Source organism: Rugamonas apoptosis, assembly GCF_014042355.1.
Lineage (GTDB): Bacteria > Pseudomonadota > Gammaproteobacteria > Burkholderiales > Burkholderiaceae_D > Rugamonas > Rugamonas apoptosis.
This window is the reverse complement of sequence record NZ_JACEZU010000005.1, coordinates 216,010-238,381: the sequence shown is the minus strand read 5'-3', so window position 1 is coordinate 238,381 and position 22,372 is coordinate 216,010. Positions and strand designations below refer to the sequence as shown.

At 63.4% G+C, this 22,372-nt stretch carries 19 protein-coding genes and 1 tRNA gene; 13 read left to right on the top strand and 7 right to left on the bottom strand.

Going from position 1 to position 22,372, the window contains the following annotated elements:
* Positions 1 to 68: 68 nt before the first annotated feature.
* On the top strand, positions 69 to 1,433 hold the full coding sequence (locus H3H39_RS12150; RefSeq protein WP_182153639.1) for a YihY family inner membrane protein: 1,365 nt from the start codon (positions 69 to 71) through the stop codon (positions 1,431 to 1,433).
* A gap of 36 nt (positions 1,434 to 1,469) precedes the next feature.
* Here the strand turns inward: H3H39_RS12150 and H3H39_RS12145 are convergent, their stop codons facing one another.
* Entirely contained in the window at positions 1,470 to 2,273 is an 804-nt protein-coding gene (locus tag H3H39_RS12145; protein ID WP_182153638.1) for an alpha/beta fold hydrolase, read from the bottom strand.
* A 1-nt stretch (position 2,274) separates the two neighbouring features.
* Positions 2,275 to 3,585, bottom strand: a complete 1,311-nt coding sequence (locus H3H39_RS12140; RefSeq protein ID WP_182153637.1) for an O-acetylhomoserine aminocarboxypropyltransferase — start codon at positions 3,583 to 3,585, stop codon at positions 2,275 to 2,277.
* Positions 3,586 to 3,782: 197 nt separating this feature from the next.
* On the opposite strand from H3H39_RS12140, the gene H3H39_RS12135 reads away from it, so the two are divergent.
* Complete coding sequence (locus H3H39_RS12135; RefSeq protein ID WP_182153636.1) at positions 3,783 to 4,229, top strand: CBS domain-containing protein; 447 nt, start codon at positions 3,783 to 3,785, stop codon at positions 4,227 to 4,229.
* A 97-nt stretch (positions 4,230 to 4,326) separates the two neighbouring features.
* Here the strand turns inward: H3H39_RS12135 and H3H39_RS12130 are convergent, their stop codons facing one another.
* Positions 4,327 to 6,588, bottom strand: coding sequence for an EAL domain-containing response regulator (locus tag H3H39_RS12130; RefSeq protein ID WP_182153635.1), 2,262 nt, complete (start codon positions 6,586 to 6,588; stop codon positions 4,327 to 4,329).
* A gap of 254 nt (positions 6,589 to 6,842) precedes the next feature.
* Between H3H39_RS12130 and aroC the strand changes: the two genes are divergently transcribed.
* On the top strand, positions 6,843 to 7,949 hold the full coding sequence (gene aroC / locus H3H39_RS12125; RefSeq protein WP_182153634.1) for a chorismate synthase: 1,107 nt from the start codon (positions 6,843 to 6,845) through the stop codon (positions 7,947 to 7,949).
* A 98-nt stretch (positions 7,950 to 8,047) separates the two neighbouring features.
* Positions 8,048 to 9,202, top strand: a complete 1,155-nt coding sequence (locus H3H39_RS12120) for an MFS transporter (protein WP_182153633.1) — start codon at positions 8,048 to 8,050, stop codon at positions 9,200 to 9,202.
* 117 nt (positions 9,203 to 9,319) lie between these two features.
* Here H3H39_RS12120 and H3H39_RS12115 read toward each other — a convergent pair whose 3' ends face one another.
* Both H3H39_RS12115 and H3H39_RS12110 read right to left on the bottom strand, forming a co-directional pair.
* Positions 9,320 to 10,822: an HDOD domain-containing protein gene (locus H3H39_RS12115; RefSeq protein WP_182153632.1), complete on the bottom strand. Its 1,503-nt coding sequence runs from the start codon at positions 10,820 to 10,822 to the stop codon at positions 9,320 to 9,322.
* A complete protein-coding gene (locus H3H39_RS12110) occupies positions 10,819 to 12,492 on the bottom strand; it encodes a putative bifunctional diguanylate cyclase/phosphodiesterase (RefSeq protein ID WP_229217998.1) in 1,674 nt (557 codons plus the stop codon). Before H3H39_RS12110 ends, H3H39_RS12115 begins: the two co-directional genes overlap by 4 nt.
* 467 nt (positions 12,493 to 12,959) lie before the next feature.
* On the opposite strand from H3H39_RS12110, the gene H3H39_RS12105 reads away from it, so the two are divergent.
* The 4 genes from H3H39_RS12105 (at position 12,960) to H3H39_RS12090 (ending at position 16,359) form a co-directional block, all read left to right on the top strand.
* A complete protein-coding gene (locus H3H39_RS12105; RefSeq protein ID WP_182153630.1) occupies positions 12,960 to 14,645 on the top strand; it encodes an isovaleryl-CoA dehydrogenase in 1,686 nt (561 codons plus the stop codon).
* Positions 14,646 to 14,783: 138 nt separating this feature from the next.
* The gene (gene upp, locus H3H39_RS12100; protein WP_182153629.1) at positions 14,784 to 15,437 is read left to right on the top strand and encodes a uracil phosphoribosyltransferase; all 654 of its coding nucleotides are present in this window, start codon (positions 14,784 to 14,786) and stop codon (positions 15,435 to 15,437) included.
* 10 nt (positions 15,438 to 15,447) lie between these two features.
* Positions 15,448 to 15,801, top strand: a complete 354-nt coding sequence (locus tag H3H39_RS12095) for an Hpt domain-containing protein (RefSeq protein WP_182153628.1) — start codon at positions 15,448 to 15,450, stop codon at positions 15,799 to 15,801.
* Positions 15,802 to 16,155: 354 nt separating this feature from the next.
* Positions 16,156 to 16,359, top strand: coding sequence for a cold-shock protein (locus H3H39_RS12090; RefSeq protein WP_134383344.1), 204 nt, complete (start codon positions 16,156 to 16,158; stop codon positions 16,357 to 16,359).
* Positions 16,360 to 16,435: 76 nt separating this feature from the next.
* Here the strand turns inward: H3H39_RS12090 and H3H39_RS12085 are convergent, their stop codons facing one another.
* Positions 16,436 to 17,347, bottom strand: a complete 912-nt coding sequence (locus H3H39_RS12085) for a LysR family transcriptional regulator (RefSeq protein ID WP_182153627.1) — start codon at positions 17,345 to 17,347, stop codon at positions 16,436 to 16,438.
* 204 nt (positions 17,348 to 17,551) lie between these two features.
* Here H3H39_RS12085 and aceB point away from each other — a divergent pair, with 204 nt between their 5' ends.
* Complete coding sequence (aceB, locus tag H3H39_RS12080; RefSeq protein WP_182153626.1) at positions 17,552 to 19,144, top strand: malate synthase A; 1,593 nt, start codon at positions 17,552 to 17,554, stop codon at positions 19,142 to 19,144.
* A gap of 116 nt (positions 19,145 to 19,260) precedes the next feature.
* On the opposite strand, the gene gloB is transcribed toward aceB, so the two are convergent.
* Positions 19,261 to 20,067: a hydroxyacylglutathione hydrolase gene (gene gloB, locus H3H39_RS12075; RefSeq protein WP_182153625.1), complete on the bottom strand. Its 807-nt coding sequence runs from the start codon at positions 20,065 to 20,067 to the stop codon at positions 19,261 to 19,263.
* Positions 20,068 to 20,087: 20 nt separating this feature from the next.
* On the opposite strand from gloB, the gene H3H39_RS12070 reads away from it, so the two are divergent.
* The 4 genes from H3H39_RS12070 to H3H39_RS12055 all read left to right on the top strand — a co-directional run bounded on the left by H3H39_RS12070 (position 20,088) and on the right by H3H39_RS12055 (position 22,254).
* On the top strand, positions 20,088 to 20,882 hold the full coding sequence (locus H3H39_RS12070) for a class I SAM-dependent methyltransferase (RefSeq protein ID WP_182153624.1): 795 nt from the start codon (positions 20,088 to 20,090) through the stop codon (positions 20,880 to 20,882).
* Positions 20,875 to 21,315 (top strand): ribonuclease HI, encoded by a 441-nt coding sequence (gene rnhA / locus H3H39_RS12065; protein WP_182153623.1) that lies wholly within the window; start codon positions 20,875 to 20,877, stop codon positions 21,313 to 21,315. Before H3H39_RS12070 ends, rnhA begins: the two co-directional genes overlap by 8 nt.
* A 78-nt stretch (positions 21,316 to 21,393) precedes the next feature.
* The gene (dnaQ, locus tag H3H39_RS12060; RefSeq protein ID WP_182153622.1) at positions 21,394 to 22,107 is read left to right on the top strand and encodes a DNA polymerase III subunit epsilon; all 714 of its coding nucleotides are present in this window, start codon (positions 21,394 to 21,396) and stop codon (positions 22,105 to 22,107) included.
* A gap of 72 nt (positions 22,108 to 22,179) precedes the next feature.
* Positions 22,180 to 22,254, top strand: a tRNA-Val gene (locus tag H3H39_RS12055).
* The last annotated feature ends 118 nt before the right edge of the window (positions 22,255 to 22,372 follow it).

The window sequence follows — 22,372 nt, the reverse complement described above, 5'->3', positions numbered from 1 at the left end:
GGGGAGTTATTATAGGGCCCTTTGACGGGTGGCATGAGTGCCACTCTTGCATTCTGATTATTGAGTCCATGTCCTTACATTACGTTTCCCCGATCTGGCAATTCCTGAAACAGCGCTGGACGGGCGGCGCCGACGCCGTCCGTTCATTGTCCTGGCAGGAAATCCGCGACCTGCTGCTGTTCGCGCGCCGCCGTCTGCGCGAGGAAAGTCTGACCCAGGTGGCCGGCAGCCTCACGTTCACGTCCGTGTTCGCGCTGGTGCCCTTGCTGACGATCGCGCTGGCTATCTTCACCACTTTCCCGATGTTTAACACCTTCCGCAGCTCGCTGGATGCGTATTTTATCCAAAGCGTGATGCCCAAGGCGATCGCCAACACCATCATGAGCTACCTGACCGGGTTCGCCTCCAAGGCCACCCGGCTGTCGGCGGTGGGTGCGGTGGCGCTGGTGGTGACGTCGGTGGCCATGATGGGCACCATCGAGCGCGTGTTCAACCGCATCTGGCAGGTGCGGCGTGAGCGGGGCTGGACCAAGCGCATCCTCGTGTACTGGGCCTTGATCACGCTGGGTCCACTGCTGATCGGTGGTTCGCTGACGCTGTCGTCGCAGTTTTTCATGGCCACCAGCGACCTGGTGGGGGGCATACCGGTGCTGGGCGCGCTGATCTACACCATCCTGTCGATGGCGCTGACGACGGCCAGCTTCACGCTGCTGTATGTGATCGTGCCCAATCGCGACGTGGATTGGCGCGACGCGGCATGGGGCGGCCTGGTGGCTGGCCTGGCGTTCGAGGTGGCCAAGCGCGGTTTCGCCATCTTCATCACGCATTCGCCCAGTTATTCCAAGATCTACGGCGCGCTGGCCGCCTTGCCCTTGTTCCTGCTGTGGGTCTACGTGTCGTGGCTGATCACGCTGGTGGGCGCGCTGCTGGTGGCGGCGCTGCCGGTGGTGAAATATGAACGGTGGTGGCACGAGGCCGTGCCCGGTGGCGAGTTCGTGGATGCGATGGCGATCCTGAAAGTGCTGTACGGCGCGCGCCAGGCCAGCGACACGGCCCTCGTGAACGCCGGCACCATCCGCCGCGCCACCCGGCTCGGCTTCGACGAAATGGATCAGCTGCTGGAAAAAATGGCGGCCGAAGGCTGGGTGGGCAGGGTGCAGACGGAGCCGCCGCGCCGGGTCCAGTGGGGCAAGCGGGTCAGCGACAGCGGCGACCATTGGGTGCTGCTGGCCAATGTGGACCGGCTGACCTTGGCCGACGTCTATCGCCTGTTCGTATTCGGCGGCATGCCCGTCAACGCCGGCGTGGTGGCCGATGGCGACGACGAACGCGAGGCCCGCGCCGCGCGCGAAGCGGCCTCGCTGGCGCGCGCGGTGGAGAGCGCCGTCGAGCAGGGCTTGGGACGCTCGCTGGCCGAGCAGTTCGGTCAGTAAGCTGGCCGGCGGCGGGGGGCCGGCGAGGCGTGGCCGCTAGCGGCGGACGAAGCCGATCAGCGCATCCAGCACCGCATCCGGCTGCTCGCTCATCAGCGAGTGGCCGCTGTCGACCTGCACCACCTTGCCGTGGGCGATGGTGGAGGTGAGCAGCTTGGTCGAGCGCGGCGGCGTCATCATGTCCTTGCGGCCGAACAGGAACAGGGTGGGGCAGCGTACCGCTTGTGCGGCCGCTTCGCCGTTGGCGTAGCTGTTGCAGGCCGAGAAATCGGTGTGGAACACCAGCGCCGGGTTGATGGCCGAGATGCGTTGCATCAGCCGGCGCGCGCTGCCCATCACGGAAGCGCCTGGCCCCGACTTCGATGGCGCGCCCGTGGCGGACGAGTGCGACCAGATGTTGACCATATCGATCGCCGCTGCTTCGTCCGTGCGGGCCGTGTCCAGCAGCGCGTCCGACACCTTCATCGGATAGGTCGAACCGATCATGCCCAGGTGTGTGACCCGGTCCGGCGCGCGGAACGACGCCTCCAGCGCGATCAACGATCCCATGCTGTGCCCGAACAGCGCCGCCTGCCGCACGCCGGCCGCGTCCAGCACGGCCAGCAGCCAGTCGGCCAGCGCTTCCACGCTGGCCTTGGCCGCGCCTAGGCTGCGGCCATGTCCCGGCAAGTCCACGGCCAGCACGCCGTAGCCATGGTGGGCAAAATAGCGGGTCTGCAAAGCCCACACACTGTGGTCGTTTTGCGCGCCATGGATGAACACCACGGTGGGCAGATCAGGATCGAACGGCTTGCCGCCGGTGTAGCAATAGGCGTCCACGCCTTCCACGTTGAGCAGCATGTCAGGCTCCTTTCTGGGACAGTTTCAGGCCGCGGGCCAGGTCTTCAATCAAATCGTCCGCGTCTTCCAGGCCGACCGACAGGCGCATGGTGCTTTCCGTGATGCCGGAAGCGGCCAACTGGTCGGCCGGCACCCGGAAGTGGGTGGTGGAAGCGGGATGGATCACCAGCGACTTGGCGTCGCCCACGTTGGCCAGGTGCGAGAATACCTGCAGGCTCTCCACGAAGCGCTTGCCGGCCGCGCGGTCGCCCTTGATGGCGAACGACAGCACGGCGCCGCAGCCTTTGGGCAGCAGGGTCTTGGCCAGTTCGTAGTCCGGGTGGCTGGGCAGTTCCGGGTAGGACACGGCTTCCACGGCCGGATTGGACAGCAGGAATTCAACCACCTTGCGGGTGTTGGCCACATGCCGTTCCATGCGCAGGCCCAGCGTTTCCACGCCTTGCAGGATGGCGAACGCGTTGTGCGGACTCATGACGGCGCCGAAGTCGCGCAGCCCCTCGCGGCGCGCGCGCAGCGCGAACGCGCCCACGGTCGATTCCTCCGTGAACACCATGCCGTGGAAGCCGTCATACGGTTCGCACAGCTCGGCGTAGCGGCCGGTCTGGTCGTGCGCGGCCTGCCAGTCGAAGGTGCCGCCGTCCACCAGCAGCCCGCCCATGGCCGTGCCGTGCCCGCACAGGAACTTGGTGGCCGAGTGGAACACGAGGTCGGCGCCGTGCTCGCACGGACGCAGCAGATAAGGCGTGGTGAAGGTCGAATCGACCATCAGCGGCAGCTGCTGTTCATGGGCCAGCGCGGCCACTTGCGGCACGTTGAGCACGTCCAGTCCCGGATTGCCCAGCGTCTCCCCGAACAGCACCTTGGTGTTGGGGCGGATGGCGGCGCGCCAGGCGTCGATATCGCGTGGATCGACGAACGTGGTCTCGATGCCGAAACGTTTGAGCGTGTAGGCCAGCATATTGTGCGAGCCGCCGTACAGCGCGCGCGAGGCGACGATGTGCGAGCCGGCGCCGGCGATGGTGGCCAGCCCCAGGTGCATGGCGGCCTGGCCGCTGGCCGTGGCGATGGCGGCCACGCCGCCTTCCAGCGCGGCGATGCGTTCTTCCAGCACGGCGTTGGTGGGGTTGGAGATGCGCGAGTAGACGTGGCCGGCGCGCTCCATGTTGAACAGCGAGGCCGCGTGGTCGGCGTCCTGGAACGCGAAGGCGGAGGTGAAGTAGATCGGGGTGGCGCGGGCGCCGGTAGCCGGGTCGGGTGTCGCCCCGGCGTGCAGCGACAAGGTATCGAAGCCGGGGTAGTGTGGGCCGCTCATATTGTCTCAGCTGGTTGGTTGGAATGCTGGGCATCCTACCTTGAAACGTGCTGTAGCAACAGTAGCAAAAAATGTTGCGTTTTGATTATCCACAACGCTGGATTTTTTGGCGGGCTTAGGCTACATTCGCTATAAGGCTACGACAAGTAGTAATCTCATTCATATAGCCCATCAGACAGCGGATAGGACGGCCCAAAATGAAAGTTTCCGAAATTCTCCAGGTTAAAGGCAATATTCTTTACACCATTTCTCCGGACCAACCGCTGGTGGAAGCGGCCAACACGATGGCTGAAAAAGACATCGGCTCGCTGGTAGTGATGGAATTTGGTGATCTGGTCGGCATGCTGACCTTCCGCGAAGTGCTCAAGGCTGTCCACAGCAACGAAGGCGCCGTGGGCGGCGGCACCGTGCGCAAGCACATGGATGACCATCCGATCACCGTCACGCCCGACACGGAAGTGAACGAAGTGCGCCGCATCATGCTGGAAAAGCACGCGCGCTACCTGCCCGTGATGAACGCCAAGACCCTGCTGGGCGTGATCTCGTTCTACGACGTGGCGCGCGCCGTGCTGGAAGCGCAAAGCTTCGAGAACCGCATGCTCAAAGCTTACATCCGCGACTGGCCGGCCGAAACGACGGAATAGACGCAGCGGTGCTCCCCAAAAAAACGCTATCGGTTGATAGCGTTTTTTTTCGGCCGGGCGAGCCGTGCGGCTTGCCGGAGAGGGATCTGCGGGCGCTTCAGGCCGCGCCTTCCAGCGCGTCGTTGTTGAGCCAGCCGGCCAGCACCGGCGCCGTCATCGGGCGTGCGAACAGGAAGCCCTGGGCCAGCGGGCAGCCCAGCGTTTGCAATATCATGGCTTGCCGTTCGTCTTCCACGCCTTCCGCGATCACGGCCAGGCCCAGGTTGCGGCCCAGCTGGATCACCATCTCGGCGATGCTGCTGCCGCGCGCCGAACCGGTGATCTCCGTGACGAAGGCACGGTCGATCTTTAGCCGGTCGATCTGCAGGCGCTGCAGGTAGGACAGCGACGAGAAGCCGGTGCCGAAGTCGTCGATGGCGATGCTGACGCCGGTCTGCTTGATCTGCCCCAGCATCTTGATCAGCAGGTCCGGTTCCTCCATGGCCATCGATTCCGTGATTTCCAGCTCCACGAATTCCGGCGGCGCCTTGGTGTCTTCCAGCGCCGAACGCAGCATTTCCAGGAAATAGGGGTGGCGGAACTGCACCTGCGACACGTTAATCGACATCATGAAGTTGTCGTGGCCAGCCGCGCGCAGCGCCACCAGCTCGCGCAGGGCGGTGCGCATCACCCACTCGCCCAGGTCGATGATCAGGCCCGAATACTCGGCGATGGGGATAAAGCGGTCCGGTGAGATGAACTTGCCGTCCGGCGTTTGCCAGCGCAGCAGGGCCTCGGCGCCCATCGGGCGGCGCGTGACCAGGTCGATCTGCGGCTGGTACACCACGAACAACTGGTCCTGGCCGAAGGCCGTGCGCAGCGCGTGCATCATGCGCACCCGCTCGCGGATCTCCACGCCCATGCTGCGCGAGAAGTAGAAGTGGCCGGCGCGCTGCTGCAGCTTGGCGCGCTTGAGGGCGATGTCGGCGTCCTTGAGGGCGTCGGCGCCGCTGCCGTCATGTTCATTCAGGCGCACCAGGCCGAGGGTGGCAGACAGCCGCACGTCCTGGCCGTCGATCACGAACGGGGTCTGGAACAGGGCCAGGATGCTGGCTGGGTTGACCTGGGCGGAGTCGCCCAGCACGCAGAAGATGTCGCCGCCGATGCGCGCCACCGTCAACTGCTTGCCCAGGCGCGATTGCAGGCGCTGGGCCACGGTCACCAGCAGCGTGTCGCCGAATTGGTGGCCCAGCGCGTCGTTGGTTTCGGCGAAGTGGTCCAGGTCCACCAGCGACAGGGTGGACGTCTCGCGGGCCGGGCTGGCCAGCATGACGTCCAGGATTTCGATCAGGCGGGTGCGGTTGGGCAGCTTGGAGAGCTGGTCGTAGAAGGCCGCGTTGTGCAGGTGCGAAACCAGTTCCACGTTGTCCAGGCCCACAGCGACGTTGCTGCAGAACACTTCCAGCAGCCGCTCGTCGATGTCCGTCATGGCGCGCTCCATGTCGAGGAAGGCGACGAAATCGCGGCTGGCCTTGCCAGCGAAATACAGGGTGATGTAATCGGGGCCGTACAGGTTGCGCCGCTCCGTGAGCGACTGTTCCATCGCCGCGTACATGCGCGGGTCGGCCTTGGCCGTCAGTTGCAAGCCTTCCAGGTGGCCGTAGGCGCCGGCCGTGGCCATCACCATCCATTCATCGCAGCCATCTTCCGGACATTCGCGCACGCACAGCGCGCCGCTCGGTTGCTGGCCCATCAGCGAGGCGGACTGTTGCAGCACGCCGGCGGCGTAATTGTGCACGCCGTGCAGCGCCATCAGCTCGGTGCTGGCCGATACGATCTGGCTCAGGCCGCGCCGGCTGTCGTTGATCTTACGGATTTGTTCGTAGGAGCGGATGGCCGCCGTCACCGTCGTGTACAGCTTGATGCGGGTCAGCTCGGACTTGGTCTTGTAATCGTTGATGTCGAAATCGCGGATGGCGTCGATCTCGGGCGCGTAGCCCGGTTGGCCGGTGCGCAGGATGATGCGCACGTCGGCCAGTTTCAGCGTTTCGCGGATGTAGCGCACCAGGTGCAGGCCGGCGTCGTCCTGTTCCATCACCACGTCAAGCAGGATGACGGCGATTTCCTGTTCATGCTGGAGCATTTCGCGCGCCTGGCTGGCCGAATACGCGTGCACGAATTCCAGCGGCCGGTGCTGCATGTCCAGGTTGCCCAGCGCGAAGGTGGTGGTCGAGTGCACATCCTCGTCGTCGTCGATGATCATGACCCGCCACACGCTGCGCGTTCCAGTCCCGTCCGTCGTCGTCGGGTGCTCTTCTAAGAATACCAGATCGTCGTGATCGTCCTTGGATTGCTCAAGGGGGGTGATCGATGGGGGCATGTGTCGCATCTCCAGGATATCTCGGTGTTCTCGGATTAAGTATATAGCGAATTGTTGCGGAGAACGACGTTTTCAGTAGTTTCCGGGCGGCATAAGGTGTCATTGTGCAAGTTTTGTCAAAAATGACGCCATAAAATCCGCCCACGGAGCCGGTCCTGCTGCGTACCCTGTTGCCAAAATGGCGTCCGGCGGCCACGCCGGAGGCCGTGGACTGGTAAAATGACCGCTTCCTACCTTCCACCATGACGATACCTATGTCCGGCAATACCTTTGGCAAGTTGTTTTCCGTAAGCACTTTTGGTGAATCCCACGGTCCGGCGATCGGTTGCGTGATCGATGGCTGCCCGCCGGGCCTGGCCCTGAGCGAGGCCGATATCCAGCCCGAGCTGGACCGCCGCAAGCCGGGCACGTCGCGCCATGTGACCCAGCGCCAGGAGTCGGACACGGTGGAAATCCTGTCGGGCGTGTACCAGGGCGTCACCACCGGCACCCCGATCGCGTTGCTGATCCGCAATGAAGACCAGCGCAGCAAGGATTACGGCAACATCGCGGAAAGCTTCCGCCCCGGCCACGCCGACTATACCTACTGGCACAAGTATGGCGTGCGCGATCCGCGCGGTGGCGGCCGTTCCTCGGCCCGCCTGACGGCGCCCGTGGTGGGCGCGGCGGCCATCGCGAAGAAATGGTTGCACCAGCAATACGGCACCGTATTCAAAGGCTGCATGAGCCAGTTGGGCGATATCGCCGTGCCGTTCCAGGGCTGGGAACACGTGGCCAACAACCCGTTCTTCGCCGCCAGCGGCGACGCCGGCCTGATCGCCCGCATGGAAGCGGCCATGGATGAATTGCGCAAGGCCGGTGACTCGATCGGCGCGCGGATCGACGTGATCGCCCAGAACGTGCCGGTCGGCCTGGGTCAGCCCATCTACGACAAGCTGGATGCCGACATCGCCTACGCCATGATGGGCATTAACGCCGTCAAGGGCGTGGAAATCGGCGCCGGTTTCGGCTCGGTGGCGCAAAAAGGTTCCGAGCATGGCGATGAGCTGACCCCGGAAGGCTTCATCGGCAACAACGCCGGCGGCGTGTTGGGCGGCATCTCCACCGGGCAGGACATCAGCGTCTCGATCGCCATCAAGCCCACCTCGTCGATCCGCACCCCGCGCCGTTCGATCGACAAGGACGGCAATCCCGTGATGGTGGAAACCTTCGGCCGCCACGATCCCTGCGTGGGCATTCGCGCCACGCCGATCGCGGAAGCCATGCTGGCCCTGGTGCTGATCGACCACGCGCTGATGCACCGTGCCCAGTGCGGCGACGTGCACGTGACCACCCCGGACATCGCGCTGAGCGCCCGCTAAGCACGACCAAAAGCCGGGGTCAGCTCATGCGATCACGCAAACTGCGCGATTGCATGAACTGACCCCGGTTTTCGTTTTCCCGCCGCAGAGTCCAGCCCATGCCCGCCCAAGCCATCAGCTTCGCCTTGTTCCTGTGCGCCTACTACGCGCACGCGGGCACTTTTTCCACCTACGCCACGCTGTTTTTCGCCGGCAAAGGCATGAGCGTGGCCCAGATCGGGGTGCTGATGTCGATGATCCAGGTGCTGCGCATCGTCGGCCCCAATGTGTGGGGCTACGTGGCCGACCACAGCGAACGGCGCGTGTGGGTGTTGCGCATGACGGGGGTGGCGGCACTGACGGCGTTCTCGGGCTTCTTCTTCGGCCAGACCTTCGGCCAGTTCATGTTGGCGATGGTGCTGCTCAACCTGTTCACCAGCGCCCAGGGGCCGTTGTGCGAAGCGCTGATGCTGTCGGAGATGCGGGGCGACCTGACCTACTATGGCCGCATCCGGCTGTGGGGCTCGATCGGTTTCATCGCCAGCGTGATGGCGGCCGCCTACGCGCTTGACGCCTACGGCATCATGGCCTTGCCGTGGATCGCGGGCGGTCTGCTGGTATGCGTGGTGCTGGCCAGCCTGCGGCTGAAGGAAGTGCCGCGCGTGCAGCACAAGACGGCGCCGCCGCCGTTGTGGACGCTGCTGCGCCGGCGCGAGGTGATCGCTTTCTTCTGCTCCACGGCCTTGATGGTATCGGCCCACACGGCGCTGTACACCTTCTATTCGCTCTACCTGGAACGTCATGGCTACAGCAAGGCCTTCATCGGCACCATGTGGTCGCTGGGCGTGACGGCGGAGGTGCTGCTGTTCTATTTCCAGGCCCCGCTGTTCCGGCGCTGGGGCGCGCGGCGCCTGATGTTTGTGGCGCTGGGTGTGGGCGTTCTGCGCTTCGCGCTGATCGGCGCCGCGCCGCAGCAGGTGGCGCTGCTGGCGGCCGCCCAGTTGCTGCACGCGGCCACCTTCGCGCTGCATCATTCAGCCTCGGTGACGACCTTGCAGCGCTGGTTCTCGGGGCCGCTGCAGGCGCGCGGGCAGGCGCTGTTCATCAGCCTGTCGTATGGCATCGGCGGTTCGCTTGGCGGCTTGTTCCTGGCCCAGTGCTGGCAGCGCCTGGGGCCGCAGTCAGTGTATTACGTGGCGTCGTTGCTGGTGCTGGGGGCTGCTGCAGCGGCGGGACTGTCGTTCCGCTGGCAGCGCGAGGATGGCCGGGGCTAGACCAACGCCAGTCCAACGCTCGGTCAACGCCGGCCGGCCCTCGGCGAGCGCCAGCCGGTGCCGGGCACGCGCCCGGCCAATGCCAGGTCATCCCCGGCCAGTGCCGTCGCGCGCCGCTTATACGCCGCGGTTGACGATCACCGCTTCCAGCTTGTGGCGCCGCTCCACGTTCTTCATCACCAGTGCCCGCATGTCGTTCAGCAGCGCGAATTCAGTCTGGCTCAGCTGGATCGGTGGGAAAGTCTCGTCCCAGTCGCCGTACAGGAAGCCGGCCGGCTGGCCGTTCGACGACAGTGGCAGGATGACGAAGCTGCGCGCGTCGGACATGGTGTCCTTCCACCACTGCGGCAACTTGGCGCCGAACTTGGCATCCTTGGCGTTCTCGATGAAGATCACGCGGTCGCTGTTGAGGGCGGCATGGAATACGTTGGGCTCATAATTGTCGGAGAAGGTCATCTCGGCCAGCCGCTCCTTGACGCCTTCGCCAAAGCAGATCTTGGCCGCGTACTGGCCATCCTTGCGGTTGCGCACGAAGGCTACAGCGCGCGAGAAATCCAGCCCTTGATAGACGGTTTCCAGCGCGATCGACACCATTTGGCCAGGGGTGGCCGTATCGAGCACGTCGCGCATGTCGGCCAGGCCGGACAGCAGGATCTTGTTGCCCTCGGCCCGTTGGCGGGTGCTGGCCAGCACCTTGGCGCGCCGTTCGGCCGGGCGCGACAGGGGCGCGATGGTCAGGTCCTCGGCCGCCACGATCTTGGCTTGCTCGATGGCGGCCATCAGGTGGTCCGGCTGCACGCCCAGCATGCCGGAATAGCGCTCGGTCAGTTGCTGCACGACGGCCGCACCGGCCGCGTCGTCATGCCACAGCGAGTCGGCGCACAGGGCCGACATGGTCGACAGGCCGGCGATCCAGTCGGCCGGACTCACGTCCTGACCGGCTTCGGCCGGTTCCACCTTGCGCATGCCGCTGATCAGGCTTTGCGGCAGGCCCCAATGGCGGGCGGCGGCATGGCCGATATCCTCCAGGCTCAGGCCCAGTACTTCCGGCGCGATATCGTCCACCGTCAAGTTTTCCGCGTCGCCCCGTTGCTGCAGGTCGTGCCAGCGCTCGGGCATGTAGAAGGTCAGCATCATGCGCCCCAGCGTGTGCAGCATCGAGCATACGACGGCTTCCTCCGCGTGGCGGCTCTCGGCGCTGGTGGCGATCTGCTGGGCCACGATCCCGGCCAGCACGGCCTTTTCCATTTCAATGTGGGCAATGCCGGTGTCGGGCGAGGAGGCCGACAGTTCCTCGATCAGTTTCAGGCCCAGCGCCAGGTGGCCGATCGCCTCCGTGCCCAGCACCAGCACGGCCTTGGACACTGTGTTGACGTGCTGGCCGAAGGCCGAATACATGCCGCTGTTGGCCAGTCGCAGCACCTTCTGGGTCAGCACGGGGTCCGACAGCACGGTGCGCGCCATGTCGAATTCCTGCTCGTCCTCGCCGCGCATGGCGCCCAGGATGGCGGTGATGGCCTTGGCGAAACCGGGCATGTCGCCCTGGCGGCGGGTGCAGTCCCACAGTTCGGCCAGGGTTTTTTCGCCCAGCGGGGTAGGGGCCTTGAAACCGGCGTTCATTGGTGCACCTGGCGCAGTTCTTCCGGCAGCAGGTTGGCGTAGGTGCTCTCCTTGAGGGCAGTCATCGCCACGTTGGCCGGCATCGGCTTGCCCGTCAGGTAACCCTGGATGTACTGGCAGCCGCGATCATCGAGGTAGTGCAGTTGGTCTTCCGTTTCCACCCCCTCGGCCACCACGGACAGGTCCAGGTGCTTGGCCAGGTCCAGCACGGCGTTGCAGATGGCGCCATCCTTTTGCGAACCGGGCAGGTCGCGGATGAAGGTGCGGTCGATCTTGAGGACGGAGATCGGGAAGCGCTTGAGGTAGGCCAGCGACGAATAGCCGGTGCCGAAATCGTCGATCGCGATACGCGCCTTGCGCAGCGCCATTTTTGACAGGATAGTCTCGGCATGGATGGGGTCCACCATCAGCGTGCCTTCAGTAATTTCTAGAACCAATTGCTCACCAGATAAACCAGAGAATGCGAGTGCGTCATCGAGCACGTCGAGGAATTTGTCGTTGCGGAACTGGCGCGGGCTGATATTGACGGAAATGTACAGGCGCCGTTTGCACACTTCCTCGAACTGCTTGAGTTGCACAGTGGCCGCCTTCAGCGCCCACGCGCCCAGCAGGTTGATCAGGCCATTGGTTTCGGCGATCGGGATGAAGCGGGCCGGCGGCACCATGCCCAGCGTCGGGTGCTTCCAGCGCATCAGGGTTTCGAAGCCCTGGATCTCGCGCGTGCGGGCATCCACGATGGGTTGGTAATACAGCAGGAATTCGCCTTCGCGCACGGCCTGGAACATGGCCGCTTCCAGCGAGATATCGTGTTCCGGCGGGCCGCTGTGTTTGGGGCTGTAGACCACGCAGCGGGCCTTGCCGGTTTCCTTGGCGCGCGTCATGGCCGCATCGGCCAGCGCCACCAGCCGCACTTCGTCTTCGGCATGGTTGGGATAGACGGACACGCCCACCGAGGCGCCCACGTAGATGGTGTGGCTGTCGACCTCGAACGGCGATTGCAGGGTCGCGATCAGCCGGCCCGTGACCAGCTTGATCTGCGCTTCCGTGCTGGTGCCGGGCAGCACGGCCACGAATTCGTCGCCGCCCACGCGGGCCAGGGTGTCGCTGTCGCGCAGCGTCTTGCGCAGACGCGCGGCGGCCATGCGCAGCACGGCGTCGCCGACCGGATGGCCCAGGCCATCGTTGACTTTCTTGAAGCCGTCCAGGCCCACGGTGGCCACCGCGAAGCCCTGGCCGGAACGGCGCGCGTTGGCGATCACCATGCGGATCCGGTCCGACAGCAGCAAACGGTTGGGCAATTCCGTCAGACCATCATGGGTGGCCATGTGGCGCAGCCGTTCCTCGGTGGCGTGCTGGACCGACATGTCGCGGCCCACCACCAGCATCTCCGGCACCTGCAGCTGATTGAGGAAGCAGGACACGCGCAATTCGAACCATACTTCATGTTCCGGGGTCTTGAGTCGCACTTCGACCACGCTGGGGGCGAGCGACTGCAGGACTTCGGCCAGCGCTGCCTTGAGCGCCGGCTGGTCGGCTGCCGCCACGTGTGCGGCCAGCAAGTCGCCATGCAGATCGTGGGGGCTGGCGATCAGGGTCACCGCCCGCTTGCTGGCAAACAGCACCTGACCCGGTTGATTGAGTCTGAAGACAACATCGCCTGCCTCTTCCATGAGGTGATCTAATTCATCACGCGGATCGCGCTGGGGCAGGGATGGAGAACTGGAAAGCATTGTAACGATCTAATCTTTCATTTTGTCACGTAACAAATTTTACAACGTTTTGCCCCGGCCCATCGGGGCTGCGGCGCGGCGGACTTGCAAAACCACAACGAAATGTATCACTGATGGGAAAGCTTTCACATGAAAAAAGACAACATCTGCGCATGTTTTGATGAAATCGGCCTGGTTCTGAAGAAAAATCAGGCGCCAGAGGGGGATAGACTGAATATTTCTTAAATTTTCGGCTACTTGGCGAGCAATTGCTCGGTATTTGCAGGGCGGACTGGCTTGTCTAAAATCAAGGGAGGAATGCTTGAAATCAGTTATTCAAGCAAACGCTTGATTAGCGCATGGATCTGGGCTAGGCTAGCCTGGTCGCCATACCGGCCCCGGATACCACTATCTCATTGGAGCGCAACATGAATGTCTTCGATACGCATGCCGTCAGCAACACCGTGCCCCCGTTTGAAAACATCAACTTGTTCGCCTGCGACCCGGCCTTGGGAGCAGCGCTGGAACGGGAGGGCGGCGCCGCGTATGCGGCATCGCTGCACGCGCTGGGTGAGCGCCTGGGGCGGGCGGAAGTGCTGGACCTGGCCAGGCTGGCCAATCTGCACACCCCGCGCCTGCATAATTTCGACCGTGGCGGCCACCGTATTGATGAAGTGGAATTCCACCCTGCGTGGCACAGCCTGATGGCGCTGCTGATCGAGAACGGCGCCCATGCCTCGCCATGGGAAGCGCAGGGCGCCGGCGGCCAGGTGGCGCGGGCGGCCCGCTACATGTTGTTCGGCCAGCTGGAGAATGGTTCGCAATGCCCGGTCACGATGACCTACGCGTCCGTGCCGGCGTTGCGCCAGGCGCCCAGGATCGCGGCCAAGTGGTTGCCCAAGATCCTGTCGCGCGAATACGATCCCCGTTCGCTGCCGATCGAACAAAAGCGCGGTGCGCTGATCGGCATGGGCATGACGGAGAAGCAGGGCGGTTCCGACGTGCGTGCCAACACCACCATGGCCGAGGCCTTGCCGCCAGGGGAAGGCCGGCGCCTGTTTGGCGACGACGGCGAGGATGCCTGGCGCATCGTCGGCCACAAATGGTTCTTCTCCGCGCCCCAGAGCGACGCCCACCTGATCCTGGCCCAGACGGAAGCCGAAGGCAGCGCGGGCCTGAGCTGCTTCTTCGTACCCCGTTTCCTGCCCAATGGCGAGCGTAACGCGATCCGCGTCCAACGGCTGAAGGACAAAATGGGTAACCGCTCCAACGCCTCGTCCGAGGTGGAATTCGCGGGCGCGTACGGCTGGCTGGTGGGCAAGCAGGGGCGCGGCATCCCCAACATCCTGGAGATGGGCAGCCACACCCGGCTCGACTGCGTGCTGGGCAGCGCCGGCACCATGCGCGCCGCGCTGACCCATGCGCTGCACCACGCGCGCCGCCGCCACGCATTCGGCAAGGCGCTGTCCGAGCAGCCGCTGATGCAAAACGTGCTGGCCGACCTGGCGCTGGAATCGGAAGCGGCCACCGCCTTCGCGCTGCGGCTGGCCCGTTGCTACGACGAAGGCGGCGATCCGGCCCAGTCCCTGCTGGCGCGGGTGCTGACGCCGGCCGGCAAATACTGGATCTGCAAGCGTGGACCGGCGTTCGGCGCCGAGGCGATGGAAGTGATCGGCGGCAGCGGCTATGTGGAGGACTGCCCGCTGGCGCGGCTGTACCGTGAGCTGCCCGTCAACTCGATCTGGGAAGGCTCGGGCAACGTCATGTGCCTGGACCTGCTGCGGGCGCTGGGCAAGACGCCGGCCGCGCGTGACGCGCTGGCGGCCGAACTGGCGCTGGCCGGCACCGCCGACCCGGAATATGTGCGCTACACGCTGGCCCTGCTGGCCGACCTGGGCCAACCCCAAACGGACGAATATGGCGCCCGCCGCCTGGCCGAACGAATTGTGGTGGCGGTGCAGGCCGGGCTGCTGTTGCGCCACGCGCCGGCGTACGTGTCGTCGGCCTTCGTGGCCTCGCGCCTGGCGCAGGACGTGGGTGGCGCGTTCGGCCGGTTGCCGGATGGCGTCGACTGCGCCGCCATCCTGGGGCGGGCGCTGGTGGAGGCGGCGTGAGCGGAATTAATTTTCGGGAAACGGTTCCATGATGGTGTGCGGGCTGGGATAATGCGGCTTACAACCGATGACGCAGCGTGCCCCGTCCCGTACCCCTGGGAATGAGGGCCTCCGTCGACCAACAGCGAGCTCATAACAATGAAACAAGATCCGCGTTTCCCCAACCTGTTCATCACCAACCATCCCCTGATCCAGCACAAACTGAGCCACATGCGCGCCAAGGACACGTCCACGCGCACGTTCCGCGAGCTGTTGAAGGAAATCACGTTGCTGATGGGGTATGAGATCACGCGCGACCTGCCGCTGACCACCCGCACCATCGAAACCCCGTTGATGACGCTGGACGCTCCTGTCATCGCCGGCAAGAAACTGGCCATCGTGCCCGTGCTGCGCGCCGGCATCGGCATGAGCGATGGCTTGCTGAACTTGATCCCGTCGGCCCGCGTGGGCCACATCGGCGTCTACCGCGACCCGGACACCCACCAGCCGGTGGAATACCTGGTGCGCCTGCCCGACCTGGCCGAGCGCACCTTCATCCTGTGCGACCCGATGGTGGCGACCGGCAATTCGGCGGTGCACGCGGTGGACGTGCTCAAGTCGCGCGGCGTGAAGGATGAGCAGATCATCTTCCTGGCCCTGGTGGCCGCGCCGGAAGGCATCACCGTGTTCCAGAACGCCCACCCGGGGGTGAAGATCTACTGTGCCTCGCTCGATTCGCACCTGAACGACCATGCTTACATCGTGCCGGGCCTGGGCGACGCCGGCGATCGTATTTTCGGCACCAAGGGCTGATGCGCGTCCCATGGCGACCGTCACCGACCAGGAATTCCGCGCCCGCATGCAGGCGCTGTGCGACAAGTTCGCCGCCACCGTGCCCGTGACCCTGGACAAGATCACGCGCGCGCTGGCGGCCTGCCGCGCCGATGGCCCGGATGGTCCTGACGCCGCCCATCTGCATGAATTGCATGAATTGCTGCATGGCGTGGCCGGTACCGCCGGCACCTTCGGCTATGGCACGCTGGGCCAATATTGCCGCAACGTGGAGCAGCAGATGCGGGCCGTGCTGGCCGGCCAGGCCGAGTGGCCGGCCGTCGCCGATCAGGTCGACGCCTTGCTGCGGTGGGCGGCCCGCGATCCGCGCGCGCCGTCGTGGTAGGCGTGGCGGCTATCGTGGCAAGCGTAGTGATGAGAACAACAAGTGTGGCGCGCTAGTCATTCTTTTTGATACATCTCAATCCGAACGCTGATTTTCGGGCTATAGTGACAGTGCTACCTGTTAAAAGAGCAAGGTTGAGGTCGGTAAAAGGCGGTTGGGAATGCGGTAAGTATCGGTTTTCACAGTCATTTTCTCCCTCGCGTATTTATTTTTTCGAAAACGTGCTTTTCTCTTGTAATTGGGTATAATGCGGGATCGTTTAGATTCAAGAGTAGTGCAGTTTGTCTGTCATTTCTTTCTTGCCTCAAACGATATCACGGGCGCAAGCCCAACTTAACTGAAATAGGAATTGTAATGGCAACTGGTATCGTAAAATGGTTCAATGACTCGAAGGGTTTCGGCTTTATCACCCCTGACGAAGGCGGCGAAGATCTGTTCGCTCACTTCTCGGCGATTCAGTCGACCGGCTTCAAGTCGCTGCAAGAGAACCAACGTGTTTCTTTTGAAGTGACCGCTGGCCCTAAGGGCAAGCAAGCTTCGAACATTCAGCCACTGTAATACGCTGAGTCAAACGACATAAAGAAATCCTCGGTATCCGAGGATTTTTTTTCGTCTCAAGGTTTTGTTTTCGTCATTATTTCCACGCTTTGCGCCAGTAGTCGGGCTGGGCGTAGGTGTGGCGCAGGAAATCCACGAAGGCGCGGATGCGCAGCGGCAGGTGGCGTCGCTGGGCGAACACGGCGTAGATGTCGTTGCCCGGCGCGGAGTACTGGTCCAGCACCGTTTGCAGCTGGCCGGACTCGATCTCGCTGCCCACTTCCCACATTGAACGCCAGGCCAGGCCCTTGCCGGACAGCGCCCAGTCGTGCAGCACCTGGCCGTCATTGCAACCCATATTGCCCGTTACTTTCAAAGTGACGACCTTGCCGCCGTCGCGGAAGGTCCAGCCGCGCTGGCTGCCTTCGCTGCTGATGGCCAGGCAGTTGTGCTTGGACAGCTCGGCCAGCGTCTTTGGTTCGCCGTAGCGCTTCAGGTAGGCGGGCGCGGCCACCAACACCCGTTCGTTGTCGGCCAGCTTGACGCTGACCAGGTTGGAGTCCGACAGGCTGGCGATGCGGATCGCCACGTCCACTCCTTCACCGATCAGGTCTACCACGCGGTCATTCAAGTTCAGCGTGCACTGCACGTCCCGATGCTCGGCCAGGAAGGAGGGCAGCAGCGGCGCCACGTGCTGGCGGCCAAACCCGGCCGGCGCGGAGATGGTCAAGTGGCCGGTGGCGCGCGCGCTGCGCTCGGCCACGGCCGATTCCGCGTCCTCCAGCTCGGCGAGGATGCGCTGGCAATCCTCCAGGAAGGCGGCGCCCTCGTTGGTGAGCGCCAGTTTGCGCGTGGTGCGTTGCAAGAGTTTCACACCGAGGCGGGCTTCCAGTGCGTCCAGCCGGCGGCCTATCATGGCCGGCGCGATGCCCTCGGCACGGGCCGCGGCCGACAGGCTGCCCTTGGAAACGACTTCGACGAAGGTGGAAATTTGCCTGAACTGACCCATGGATGCCCGTTGCCCGTCACTTGTGAGAAAAACGCAAAGATGAAGTGATTTTTAGTCTTGTTTGCATAACTAAATAGTGAATATACTTGAAAACAGATCGTGATGTAACCGAGTCGCCCCACTAAAAGATTCGGCTGGCAACAAGATTAGCAGTGCTTATAATTTCGGATAGCAGTTCACTTTACCTTATACGGAGAGACATCCATGACGACCATCAACGTACCGGCTGGTATGCAAATTACGGGCGAGATCAAGCCCGGCTACGAACAGATTTTGACGCCGGAAGCGCTTGCCCTGGTGGTCAAGCTGTCGCGCGCCTTCGAACCACGCCGCCAGGAACTGCTGGCCGTGCGCGTGGACCGCGCCAAGCGCCTGGATGCCGGCGAGCGTCCTGACTTCCTGGCCGAAACGGCCCACATCCGCAATGGCGACTGGAAGATCGCCCCGATTCCGAAAGCGCTGGAATGCCGCCGCGTGGAAATCACCGGTCCGGTCGAGCGCAAGATGGTCATCAACGCGTTCAACTCGGGCGCCGACAGCTACATGACCGACTTCGAGGATTCGAACACCCCGAACTGGGACAACCAGATCACCGGCCAGATCAATATGTTCGACGCCGTGCGCCGCACCATTTCGATGGAGCAGAACGGCAAGTCGTACAAGCTGAACGACAAGATCGCCACCCTGGTGGTGCGTCCACGCGGCTGGCACCTGGATGAGAAGCATGTGCTGGTCGACGGCAAGCGTATCTCCGGCGGTATCTTCGACTTCGCCCTGTTCATGTTCCACAACGCCAAGGAACAGCTGGCCCGCGGCGCCGGTCCGTACTTCTACCTGCCGAAGATGGAATCGCACCTGGAAGCGCGCCTGTGGAACGACATCTTCGTCATGACCCAGAACGAACTGGGCCTGGCGCAAGGCACCATCAAGGCCACCGTGCTGATCGAAACCATCCTGGCTGCGTTCGAGATGGACGAGATCCTGTACGAACTGCGCGAACACAGCTCGGGCCTGAACGCCGGCCGTTGGGACTACATCTTCTCCTGCATCAAGAAGTTCAAGCTGGACAAGGACTTCTGCCTGGCCGACCGCGCCAAGGTGACGATGACCTCGCCATTCATGCGCGCTTACGCTCTGCTGCTGCTGAAGACCTGCCACAAGCGCAACGCGCCAGCCATCGGCGGCATGGCTGCGCTGATCCCGATCAAGAACGATCCGGAAAAGAACGAAGTGGCCATGGGCGGCGTGCGCAACGACAAGGCACGCGATGCGACCGACGGCTACGACGGTGGCTGGGTGGCGCACCCAGGCCTGGTCGACCTGGCCATGACCGAGTTCAAGAAAGTGCTGGGCGACAAGCCTAACCAGATCGAGAAGCAGCGTCCTGACGTCAACGTGACGCGCGCCGAACTGCTGGACTTCAAGCCGGAAGCGCCGATCACGGAAGCGGGCCTGCGTTACAACATCAACGTCGGCATCCACTACCTGGGTAGCTGGCTGGCCGGCAACGGTTGCGTGCCTATCCATAACCTGATGGAAGATGCGGCCACGGCCGAGATCAGCCGCTCGCAAGTGTGGCAGTGGATCCGTTCCGACAAGGGCGTGCTGGAAGATGGCCGCAAGGTCACGGCCGAAATGGTACGCGCCATGATTCCGGAAGAGCTGGCCAAGGTGCAGCGCGACGCGCCAGGCGGCGAAGGCCCGACCTACGTGCGCGCTGGCCAGATCTTCGAAGAAATGTCGACTTCGGCGGCATTCGCGGAGTTCCTGACCCTGCCGCTGTACGAAGAGATCTAAGGTGATGTCATTGCCGCCTTCCGGGGCGGCATCAAGATAAAGGGCAAGTCCGTCAACGCGGGCTTGCCCTTTTTTCTGTGCGCGGCAGGGGGGATTGTGTTACGTCCCCCTTTGTTTCAGAAGTCGTTCTTCCACAGCCGCAAGGCGGTGAAGGTGGCCAGCGCCGTGTCGCCCGGCGCCAGCCGGTCGGCCTTGACCAGTTGCGCGGCGATGGCGGGATCGCGGTAGCGCAGGAAGGGGTTGGTGGCCTTTTCCACGCCGATGGTGCTGGGCACCGTGGGTACGTTGTGCTCGCGCCGGTCCGTCTCCACCACCACGCGCTCGCGCAGGGCTTCGTTGTCCGGGTCCACCACGCGCGCGAAGCGCAGGTTGGACAGCGTGTACTCGTGGGCGCAATAAACCTTGGTGTCGTCGGGCAGGGCGGCCAGCTTGCCAAGCGAACTGATCATCTGCGCCGGCGTGCCTTCGAACAGGCGGCCGCAACCGCCGGCGAACAGCGTGTCGCCGCAGAACAGCCAGGTCGGTTCATCGTCCGTGGCCTCGCGCACGTAGGCGATGTGGCCCATGGTGTGGCCGGGTACGTCCAGTACGGACAGGTGCAAGTCCAGTCCCGGCACCTCGATGCGCTTGCCTTCGCCCACCGGCAGCGTGACGCCGGCGATGCGTTCGTTGCGCGGTCCGAAAACAGGAACCGGATAATGCTGCAATAATGCAGGCACACCGCCGATATGGTCAGCGTGGTGGTGGGTGAGTAAAATGGCAGTAAGCTTGAGGCCGTTTTCTTGCAATGCCGCCATGATGGGCTTGGCATCACCGGGGTCGACCGCAACGGCATGCTTGCCATCATGTATCAGCCATAGATAGTTGTCATGAAAAGCAGGTACCGTGAGGACGTGTAACGAGTGGGGAGTTGAGATGGTCATTGGGTCACAAAAGGCTAGACATGGATAACGCTGCATCCGACCAATCCATTATAGCGCTGGACGGCTGGCTGCAAACACCGGCAGGCAGGTACTTGTGTGAGTGGGAACAAACCTGCCTCGATAATCTGACGGCGGATATCTTTGGTTTCAACGCCCTGCAGATCGGCATGCCGCAAATTAATGCGCTGGCGGCCAACCGCATGCCGTATCAGTGGCTGGCCGATAACCGCGTGCGGCCCCGCAGCGTGGGCGTGCCGGCGGAGGACATGCCGCGCCAGGTGGCGGTCGCGCTCGATTACACGGAATTGCCGTTCGCATCGCAAAGCCTCGACCTGGTGGTGCTGCCCCATGTGCTGGAATTTTCCGCCGAACCGCACCAGGTGTTGCGCGAAGTGGAGCGGGTGCTGATTCCGGAAGGGCAGGTGATCATCTGCGGCTTCAACCCGGCCAGCCTGTGGGGCGCGCGCCAGGCCATCGGCCGGGTGACGGGGTCGGATTTCCTGCCGCGGGCACAGGAGCTGATCTCTATGCCGCGCATGCGCGACTGGTTAAAATTATTGAACCTGGGCGCCAGCCAGAGCCATTTCGGCTGCTATGCGCCCGCCTGCCGTACGGAAAAGTGGCTGCACCGCTACGCCTTCATGGATAATGCGGGCGCGCGCTGGTGGCCGTATCTGGGCGGCGTGTATATTGTGCAGGCCATCAAGCGCGTCAAGGGCATGCATTTAATCGGTCCGGCATGGACCAAACGAACGGCGGCGGCCCCGGTGGCCGTGCCAGTAACCAACAAGAGGCGGAAACAGCAGGATGGATAAAGTCGATATTTTTGCCGATGGCGCATGCAAGGGCAATCCCGGTACGGGCGGCTGGGGAGCATTGATGGTGGCCGATGGGGCGGAAAAGGAAATTTTCGGCGGCGCATTAAACACCACCAACAACCGGATGGAATTGCAGGCAGTGATCGAGGCGCTCAACGCGCTCAAGCGCCCCTGTGCCGTGACGCTGTACACGGATAGCCAGTACGTGCAAAAAGGCATCAGCGAATGGATACACGGCTGGAAGGCGCGCGGCTGGAAGACGGCGGCCAAGGAGCCGGTCAAGAACGAGGACTTGTGGAAGGCGCTGGACGCGGCCCAGGCCGTGCACCAGGTGGAATGGCGCTGGGTGCGCGGCCACAACGGCCACCCCGGCAATGAACGGGCCGACATGCTGGCCAACCGCGGCGTCGATTCCGTGCGCAAGCGCTAAACCCTATGTGGCAGCGCGGGGCCGCGCTTTGCTATACTGCGCGGCTCGCTTCAGCAACCGACCATTCAGGCAGACTTCATGCGTCAAATCGTACTCGATACCGAAACCACCGGCATCAACCCCAAACTGGGCAACCGCGTCATTGAAATCGGCTGTGTCGAACTGCACAACCGCATGTTGACGGGTAATAATTATCACGTCTACATCAACCCGGAACGCGAGTCGGAAGAGGGCGCATTGAACGTCCACGGCCTGACGACAGAGTTCTTGAGCGACAAGCCCAAGTTTCATGAAATCGTCGAGGATCTGCGGGCCTACGTGGCCGGGGCCGAAGTCATCATCCATAACGCGCCGTTCGACCTGGGCTTCCTGAACCACGAGTTCAAGCGCCTGAACCTGCCGGACTTCAGCGACCACGTCGGCAAGGTGATCGACACGCTGGTGCAGGCCAAGGAACTGCACCCCGGCAAGCGCAACTCGCTGGACGCGTTGTGCGACCGCTACGGCGTCTCCAACTCGCACCGCAAGCTGCACGGCGCATTGCTGGATGCGGAGCTGCTGGCCGACGTCTACCTGGCCATGACGCGCGGCCAGAACAGCCTGGGCATGGATGTGGAAGAGGAAGTGAGCGCCGGTGGTGCCAGCCTGGAGCATGTGGCCCTGGCCGACATCATCGTCGTGCCCGCGTCGGAAGCGGAACTGGCGGCCCACGAGGATACCTTGAACGGGCTGGACAAGGCCGTCAAAGGCAATTGCATCTGGCGCGCCATCAGCGCGCCGCAGGGCTCGTAAGGAAATTTCCGGAAATTTTCGGCGCAGCCCTTCCATTTTCCTAAAGTTGTATGCGATAATTCGCCCCGCTTCGGGAGGTTAGCTCAGGGGTAGAGCACTGCATTCACACTGCAGGGGTCGCAAGTTCGAAACTTGCACTTCCCACCAAAATTCTAGAAAAAGGCTTACGGCTCATACCGTAAGCCTTTTTTCGTATTGGCGATCGATTTGGCTGTCACATGCCGCCCGCTGTATGAATTCTGGGGCGCGGACTGCCGGTTCATCC

Bases quoted from the DNA above. Each gene is read 5' to 3' on its own strand.
- H3H39_RS12085 (WP_182153627.1), bottom strand. From the start codon at position 17,347: ATGGGTCAGTTCAGGCAAATTTCCACCTTCGTCGAAGTCGTTTCCAAG.
- gloB (WP_182153625.1), bottom strand. From the start codon at position 20,067: ATGACCATCTCAACTCCCCACTCGTTACACGTCCTCACGGTACCTGCT.
- aceB (WP_182153626.1), top strand. From the start codon at position 17,552: ATGACGACCATCAACGTACCGGCTGGTATGCAAATTACGGGCGAGATC.
- H3H39_RS12090 (WP_134383344.1), top strand. From the start codon at position 16,156: ATGGCAACTGGTATCGTAAAATGGTTCAATGACTCGAAGGGTTTCGGC.
- H3H39_RS12095 (WP_182153628.1), top strand. From the start codon at position 15,448: ATGGCGACCGTCACCGACCAGGAATTCCGCGCCCGCATGCAGGCGCTG.
- upp (WP_182153629.1), top strand. From the start codon at position 14,784: ATGAAACAAGATCCGCGTTTCCCCAACCTGTTCATCACCAACCATCCC.
- H3H39_RS12070 (WP_182153624.1), top strand. From the start codon at position 20,088: ATGGATAACGCTGCATCCGACCAATCCATTATAGCGCTGGACGGCTGG.
- H3H39_RS12105 (WP_182153630.1), top strand. From the start codon at position 12,960: ATGAATGTCTTCGATACGCATGCCGTCAGCAACACCGTGCCCCCGTTT.
- H3H39_RS12120 (WP_182153633.1), top strand. From the start codon at position 8,048: ATGCCCGCCCAAGCCATCAGCTTCGCCTTGTTCCTGTGCGCCTACTAC.
- aroC (WP_182153634.1), top strand. From the start codon at position 6,843: ATGTCCGGCAATACCTTTGGCAAGTTGTTTTCCGTAAGCACTTTTGGT.
- dnaQ (WP_182153622.1), top strand. From the start codon at position 21,394: ATGCGTCAAATCGTACTCGATACCGAAACCACCGGCATCAACCCCAAA.
- H3H39_RS12115 (WP_182153632.1), bottom strand. From the start codon at position 10,822: ATGAACGCCGGTTTCAAGGCCCCTACCCCGCTGGGCGAAAAAACCCTG.
- H3H39_RS12150 (WP_182153639.1), top strand. From the start codon at position 69: ATGTCCTTACATTACGTTTCCCCGATCTGGCAATTCCTGAAACAGCGC.
- H3H39_RS12135 (WP_182153636.1), top strand. From the start codon at position 3,783: ATGAAAGTTTCCGAAATTCTCCAGGTTAAAGGCAATATTCTTTACACC.
- H3H39_RS12110 (WP_229217998.1), bottom strand. From the start codon at position 12,492: ATGGAAGAGGCAGGCGATGTTGTCTTCAGACTCAATCAACCGGGTCAG.
- H3H39_RS12145 (WP_182153638.1), bottom strand. From the start codon at position 2,273: ATGCTGCTCAACGTGGAAGGCGTGGACGCCTATTGCTACACCGGCGGC.
- H3H39_RS12140 (WP_182153637.1), bottom strand. From the start codon at position 3,585: ATGAGCGGCCCACACTACCCCGGCTTCGATACCTTGTCGCTGCACGCC.
- rnhA (WP_182153623.1), top strand. From the start codon at position 20,875: ATGGATAAAGTCGATATTTTTGCCGATGGCGCATGCAAGGGCAATCCC.
- H3H39_RS12130 (WP_182153635.1), bottom strand. From the start codon at position 6,588: ATGCCCCCATCGATCACCCCCCTTGAGCAATCCAAGGACGATCACGAC.